General features: G+C 44.0%; 6 protein-coding genes and 1 pseudogene. 3 read left to right on the top strand and 4 right to left on the bottom strand.

The window, feature by feature from the left end:
• From VZ94_RS26295 to VZ94_RS20985, 3 genes and pseudogenes are all read left to right on the top strand, one after another.
• A pseudogene (locus VZ94_RS26295) lies at positions 1–598 on the top strand (hypothetical protein); the annotation flags it as partial.
• A 114-nt stretch (positions 599–712) separates the two neighbouring features.
• Positions 713–1,255 carry a Uma2 family endonuclease gene (locus VZ94_RS20990; protein WP_204369238.1) on the top strand — a complete coding sequence of 181 codons (543 nt, stop codon included), beginning with the start codon at positions 713–715 and terminating at the stop codon, positions 1,253–1,255.
• A gap of 213 nt (positions 1,256–1,468) precedes the next feature.
• Positions 1,469–1,738, top strand: a complete 270-nt coding sequence (locus VZ94_RS20985) for a DUF2442 domain-containing protein (protein ID WP_045780738.1) — start codon at positions 1,469–1,471, stop codon at positions 1,736–1,738.
• Positions 1,739–1,860: 122 nt separating this feature from the next.
• Here the strand turns inward: VZ94_RS20985 and VZ94_RS20980 are convergent, their stop codons facing one another.
• The 4 genes from VZ94_RS20980 to VZ94_RS25645 form a co-directional block, all read right to left on the bottom strand.
• On the bottom strand, positions 1,861–3,900 hold the full coding sequence (locus VZ94_RS20980) for a hypothetical protein (RefSeq protein WP_131655672.1): 2,040 nt from the start codon (positions 3,898–3,900) through the stop codon (positions 1,861–1,863).
• A gap of 502 nt (positions 3,901–4,402) precedes the next feature.
• Positions 4,403–5,653 carry a hypothetical protein gene (locus VZ94_RS20975; protein WP_045780736.1) on the bottom strand — a complete coding sequence of 417 codons (1,251 nt, stop codon included), beginning with the start codon at positions 5,651–5,653 and terminating at the stop codon, positions 4,403–4,405.
• A 142-nt stretch (positions 5,654–5,795) separates the two neighbouring features.
• The gene (locus VZ94_RS20970; RefSeq protein ID WP_338040567.1) at positions 5,796–6,335 is read right to left on the bottom strand and encodes a GNAT family N-acetyltransferase; all 540 of its coding nucleotides are present in this window, start codon (positions 6,333–6,335) and stop codon (positions 5,796–5,798) included.
• Between the two features lie 10 nt (positions 6,336–6,345).
• On the bottom strand, positions 6,346–6,540 hold the full coding sequence (locus VZ94_RS25645; protein ID WP_131655671.1) for a hypothetical protein: 195 nt from the start codon (positions 6,538–6,540) through the stop codon (positions 6,346–6,348).
• Positions 6,541–7,009: the final 469 nt, after the last annotated feature.

The raw sequence follows: 7,009 nt of genomic DNA, 5'->3' as shown, positions 1-7,009 counted from the left end.
AGCCAACACGTTGATAGGCAATGCCAGCGCCAATACGTTAAATGGCGGTTCAGGTAACGATACATTAACCGGTGGTAATGCTAGCGATGTGTTAATCGGCGGAGCTGGCGCAGACAGCATTAACCTCACCGAAACTGTTGCGGCAACCGATACCATTAAAATAGCGGCAGGCGAAAGCTTAAGCACCGGGTTTGATAGAGTCACGGGCTTTGCACTCGGTGTGAATACCACGACCACAACCGGCGTCGATAAGCTAGATTTAGCGTCAAAAACTATTGCCGCCAATGCCGCGTCGGTGAATGGCGTCGATAAAGGCATTATTAAAAGCCACCATATCGAAAATGGCGTCATTACTTTTGATGATAATGATGCGTTCACCACAGCACTTAGTTTAACCGCCAGCGATTTAACCGATATGTTGGCGTATTTAAGCGCAAACATCACGAAAAAAGGTGTAACCGTTGTTGCTAACCTTGATGGCGATGCCTATGTCTTCCAAGACGGCGGTACTAAAGATACGTTGGTGCAGTTAATCGGCGTAACCGTGGACAGTTTAAGTAACACCGGGTTAGCGGTTGATGGGGTGTGGGTGGTGTAAGCTTTACAATCGATACGCTTGCCGATGACAGCCATGGCTGTCATCGTAGCGATTGCTGTCAAGTGCGATAGCCCAACCCAAGAAGAGTAGTAAATCCAATTGAAAGAGAGCGTTATGATTACCTCAACTGCGACTAAGTGTAAAAGCTCAACGCTTTTAATCTATCCTTCCGAAATACTGGAAATAGATTTTGGCGATTTGCTGAAACCGATGAATGACGATGAGTTTGCCGATTTCTGTCAGCGACATAGAGACTTGCGGATTGAAATGGATAAGTTTGGAGAAATTACCATTATGTCACCTACCTATAGCGAAACAGGCGCGATAAATTTTGAATTAAGTGTAGATTTTGGTATATGGGCAAGGGCAGACGGTACCGGCAAAAGTTTCGACTCATCAACCGGCTTTATTCTGCCCAACGGTGCTAAACGCTCGCCGGATTTGTCTTGGATAAAACGGGACAGATGGCTCGCCATACCCGTCGAACAACGCAAAAAATTCGCCCCCATTTGTCCTGATTTTGTCGTTGAACTCCGTTCGGCATCCGATTCACTCGCCAAATTACAAACCAAAATGGCCGAATACATCGAAAACGGTGCATCGCTAGGCTGGTTGCTCGATGTCAACGACAAAAAAAGTTTACATTTACCAACCTAATGCCCCGGTTCAAATTCTGAATAATCCAGGAGAAGTCTCAGGTGAGCCGTTGTTAGCAGGCTTTGTGTTGCAGATGAAGGGTATTTGGGGTTAAATCATTACTTGCCTCAGTTATTGTAAACTGGCAAGTTTATACAACATGTTGATAGAAAAGGTTTTTAACAAATAATCAGAACATCAAATGCCAGTTATTCCTTATTGTAGGAGCAGACAATGATTAAAATCACCCAGGTACACTATTTACAGGAAAAAGTTTTGCGGCTGTATTTTTCTGACCATTCGTATGGCGATTATGATTTACAACCCTTGATTGCCAAACAAACAGAATTGGTTTTACCTCTAGCGGATGAACAATACTTTAAACAATTTTTCTTGGAATTGGGCGCATTATGTTGGCGTAATGGTTTAGAGCTGAGTCCAGGCAATATCCATAAAAAATTGGCCGAACAGAATCAATTGCATTATGAAACTAAAGTGGCTTGAGTTTTCAATAACTTAAAACTGACTAAGCACAGCACAAATACATTATGCAAAGCATGAGCTTACATCTCAATGGCTCGTCATTTGCTTTTTTTAGCGAGACAATTAAAACATCCTTAGCGTTATCAAAATCTTTCTTTTTGCAAGCTCGCATCCACATCTTCGCGTTGTCCATCCCATTCATAATCGCTAGCTAAATTTTCTAAAGTCGCAGCAAGGTTAATATGTGTGTAGGACAACGCTTGCGCTTGTTGCCGGTAATAATCGGCAAGGCTGCGTTCTTGGCCGCCACCTTCATCGGGTAAACGCATGGTTACGCCCCGTTTGTTTCTTAAGCCGATTAAAAAGCCATACCGCATCCCTACCAATTCGTTACGGTCAAGATAATCACGAACAGGCTGGCAAGGCCAGATATTGTCCTGACCTTGAGGTGCGTAAGCCAAAATTTCACCTAGCGTTGAATCGCAGACCTCAAGTCGATCTTCTGCTCTACAAAGTTCACGCGTCCTGTCGATAAATTCAGTGAATATTTGTGGATCAATGCTTCCATCTGTTAGCAAGCCTGGCAATCGTTTGCATGCCCGAAGTACCTGCCATGCGGTTTCGGCTGTTGCTTTTTCGACTTCAGTAAGGGCGTGTTTATGTTCGTCACTAAGTGGTTTATACAAAATACAAAGCAACTGAGTAAATAGTGCCGGGTCAGACATTATTCCTTCATACAAGGTTTTAGCCTGCTGTTCATGACCATAGCCCAAAGCAGGGAAAAACGCGAACTCCAAACGCAATAGCTGAGCTTTGTTTATGATTGGTGAGGTTTGTAAATATTCTAAGGCTTCGCCAATACGATAAGAATCCAACAGCGGCCCATCGGATTCTTCACCGTGAAGGAATCGCTCTAACATTTCAGCAATTAAAGCCGCATCAGATTTATGAAAGTCAAATTGGCAAATTTGTAGAGCCGAACGAGGGCGATTAACTGCCAATAAGTGTTGCAAAACAAAATCTAAGGTATTTTCGTCACGCCCCCAATAAGTGGATGGAAAAGCTGACCAATAGGCATTGATAACTTCGTGACCATAATTTTCCACTGTTTTCCAAGCCTCAATACAAAGCGGGGCAAGCAACAAAAACTGTGCAATAGTATTTGCGTCCCAACCACTGATTTTTCCTAGATCAATAACAGAGGCGGTTATTGTTAATGCCTTAGAGCAATCAAAACGGTTAAGCAAGCCATTTACCGCTCGTGTGAATGGATTTTCAGCGGCAAAGTCGCCGCTTTTATCGAATATCCATTTGACCAGTTTATCTTCGGCAATATCCAATCCAGCCACAGTGACGCCAACCCAATAAGAATCGCCACATAATGCTGTAAACTTCTCAATTCCATCCAAGCCAAGTGCAAAGTGAATTTCTTTTATTGCATCGAAGCGCAATTGTGTAACAATTTCAGTCTGCTTATCTAAATTAAGCCCCTTTACTCTCTGATGGATATGAGGCCAAGCATGAGCAAACAACCAGCGATGGCGAATAAGCAAATCTCGTGGTTCCAGACATTGATAAAGTTGTTCTATAACGTTTAACTCTTTATCAAGAGTTTCTTCGTCTTTATCTGAGTAGTTTCGATCCCGATGTATTGAGCACCTTAAGGCGTTTCGGATAAGCTCTTTGTCTTCATCCGGGGCATCTTGATTGGCATAAGGCTTAAGTAGATCCAATGTTTTCTCAGTGTATTCCTCATCAAAAATCGATATTTTCTCTAATAAACAAACGATTCGTAGTGGCTGCATTGCAGCAAGTGTTAGCAAGCGATCTGCCGCTGCCACTTGCATTTTTTGATAATCCTCATGAGTGACGCCGCGCCCAAATCCAGCATCATCGTTACGCCATTTAGGGCGGCTCGCAGGCGTTGCAGTATCTGGATAAGTGTTAACTAGTGAATCCAACAAATTAAAAGCTATCTCCGGTTCCTTATTAATTAGCATGTCCAAGGTAGCAATACGCTGTTCGATTGAGGCGGCAGTTTGTGGTAACCAAGATCTGAACAAGCCTAGCAAGCTTTTCTTTGGTGAGTTGCCCCAATTACCTGGAATCGGCACATGCGCCAGTTTTGCCAAAATGAGGGCAACTCGTGGAAATTGTTTAGGTGACCAAGCCAAAGTTTCCAAAGCCCAAAGTAAACCAGCGTGCCAACAACACCCTGTAAAACTAGAACCGCCACTTTCAGTAATTAAACGGCTTACGGGTATATCCGGCTGCTGTAGGCTCCATTCTATTGCTTCAAGGAAGCAGGTTGGTGCAGCTTCTGCTAAGGATGGCAGCCAGGATGATAACGACAACCAGCGAACGCCATCTGCTTTGTACAATAATTCGCGTACTAGCTTGTTTATACGGCTTTCAATATGGGCATCTCTAAGCTTGGTTAATTGTGGGCCAGCAACTGCTAGCTTAATCAAGCTGTCGCATAGTGATTCCAGTAATAAACCGGAATGAGGACGCACTTTGTTATAAATTTGTGCGGCATAGCGTTGTTCATTGGGCAACTCCAGTTCTGGAGCGGGTGTAGCAAGTATTGGCAAGCTCAATTCAAAAAAGCGATTCAATTCATCACTGGTAATACGTTCAGCAAACAAATCTAACAACTCATGCGCCGATTTTGCTCGCCAAACGTCACCAATTTTTTAGCACCGGTGCATCGTCTAGTTGAGCAAGATAACGCAGATCCTTTTCCACTTCTTGGTAAGCGCGGTCTGCTAGCGAAGAAACAAAATCTTTATCTGCGGCTTGGCTATCCAACCACGAACCTAACAAGCAGACAGTCGCTAATGCGTTAGCTTGTGGCGTGTTCAACCAAGCAGGACAACGGATTGCCGCATTTTCTGCAAAACGTCGCCGATAAACTGACCAAGAACGGCCGGTGTTTAACGCTATCCGATGGGCTTCGCCTTCGTTAAACCCTAATGAAATGAGTGCTTTTTCAAATTGGTATATGTCTGGCCTTTCAACGTTTATTTCAATATTTTGGGTTTGGTTGGAACTCGGCGAATATCCACTGGGAATAATAACCGTCAAACCATTACGTTTTGACGGTGTTTTAGCGATTTCTGGTCTAGCGGCAATCGCTATTTTTAACGACGGGTGCTTATCGACAAAACGCCAACCTGCTGGATCAGTCACTACTAAACTGACTGCCGCCAAGTCGTCATGCCCATGCAGAACTGAGCATACAAAAGCGATTGCTTCTTCAGTGCTATCGGCTTTGATGTTCAACAAACTGGCTTGGTTGGAGGAAAAGTTGTTTTTTAGCTGCTTGAGTAATTGTTCTTGCGAAGCCTCACGGCTGGCATGAAAAGCATCAACCGTAATTTTGGGCGATGCTTGAACCGACCAAGATTGCCAATATTTGCTGATGCTTTCAACTTCCCAGCCCGTTATTTCCAGTTCTTCGGCAAATTGTAAGGCCACGGCAGGACATTGTTCCAGCCATTGTTCAAGATCGCCTGCATCAAAAGCACGGATTGCTCGCCACTCGCCTAATTCGAGTTTATGTTTAAGCCACTTGTTCTTTTGAGTCCATTTGCGAGCTGTCACACTTACTAGCGTAGACTGCTGGCGGGTTTTCTCAGGAGTTTGTTCAGTGCGTTTCAAACAATCCCGATTGGCTTTGTTGGTTGGTTTCGCTTCGCAGCTTAATTCCCAATAACTCTGCCCACTTGGAGTCCAGGCAGTGTCTTCCTCACAATACAACTCTCCATCCCAACCTGGTGAGCTGGTCGAGTCGCCTGCGGGAAAATCGCACTTGCTTGGTTTTGTCACTGCGTGAATTAGCAAACGGATTAATTTCGGTAAATAGTTTTGAGCTGCTTTGGTCGTTGCCCATGCTGCGATTTGTTTGCTGGTAAGATGGTAGAGGTTTGGCATTTCGGCTTTTGATATGGACGGAAGGGATGCTCGAATTTGTGCTAAGCACATGATAATGGATGCAAAAATATAACTAAAGTCTGAAGTCTTTTGCCAGCACCGGGAACACCACACTTCAATCTAAATCCCTAGGCGATGGAGTTTATCCAGCAAGATTTTCATAGCCATTTAACCTACCAAGCCAATCATCGCGCTCGGCAATCAGCGCAGCCATACCATCAAGCAAGGCTAGTTTTTCTCGTCGTATGACTTCGTTGCGTAAGTGTGCATATTTCAGCCGTAGGTAATAATCGTCATAACTATCTATAAAGCCCATTGCTTGATGCCACTGTCGGCTGGCTTCGTTGCAGATGTGGTAGCAGCTGGTGAGTTCTTTAATGCCTGCGGCATGGAGTTGGTTGCTGGCAAAGATAAGCATATTCGTTGCCAGTTTTTGCCGTTGGTGTTGGGGCGTGACGAAAAGCAAGTCTAAGTTTATTCCACTTTTATCGTCACAAATCAACAACAGACCAGCCAGTTCGCCGTTGTCAGGGGATAAGGCTAGCACTGAGGCCGGATGTGGCGTACCGCGCTGACCTTTAAAATAGTCATTGATGCGGGTTTCGGCAAATTCTGCCAGGTCGGATTCTTCCCAGTTACAAAATTCGACCGAATCATTGAATACGGTAAAAAATGCGTCAATTATTTCAGTTTTATTGGCGGCATCGACTTTTTTGCAGGCAATAAGGCGTGGTCACGGCTAGTGGTGTAAGCATTAGCCGAGTATTGATGTCGCATTCTCTAGGTGTGTAAACCGCTTTGCCATCCCAATATTCAACTTTGTAGCCGAAGGGCTGAGCTAGATTCATATACTCGTCTAGGGTCATCGGCACTTCTTTGCTTTTCATGGTCGGCGTATTTAAGCTGTACTTTGACTGTTAGGTTTTTGAAACCTTGTTTTGGAACATTCTTGTCTGTAAATATTGTCAATACCTTGAAGGCGAAACCAAGTTCCACTATGTATCACCTTACAGTCTGCCCTGACGGTCTCGGTAATGACTCGAGTAACAGCCTTGGAAAATGCCTCTCGCTGACTTTAAGGATCGGATAGGCACTAATTCTATATCACCTTATCCCGTTACCCACAGCCGATAAAGCTAAACAATCGCCTTATATATACTTTAAACGGTTAAGTTTTCGGTTATTACAGCTCGCTGTAGGGTACGCTACGCGTACCTTTTTATTTGATTTTATTACGATTTTTTAATGGTACGCACAGCTACCYCACTCAAAAAAACCGAAAAAAAAAAAAAAAAAAAAAATTTGACCGTTCAGAGTATACATCCTTGTAGGCTAGTTGGCAGCATCCCTACTGCC

Origin of the sequence: Methylocucumis oryzae (assembly GCF_000963695.1) — a bacterium.
GTDB lineage: Bacteria > Pseudomonadota > Gammaproteobacteria > Methylococcales > Methylomonadaceae > Methylovulum > Methylovulum oryzae.
Note: the sequence above shows the minus strand (reverse complement) of the source record. Positions and strands in the feature narration are given on the sequence as shown.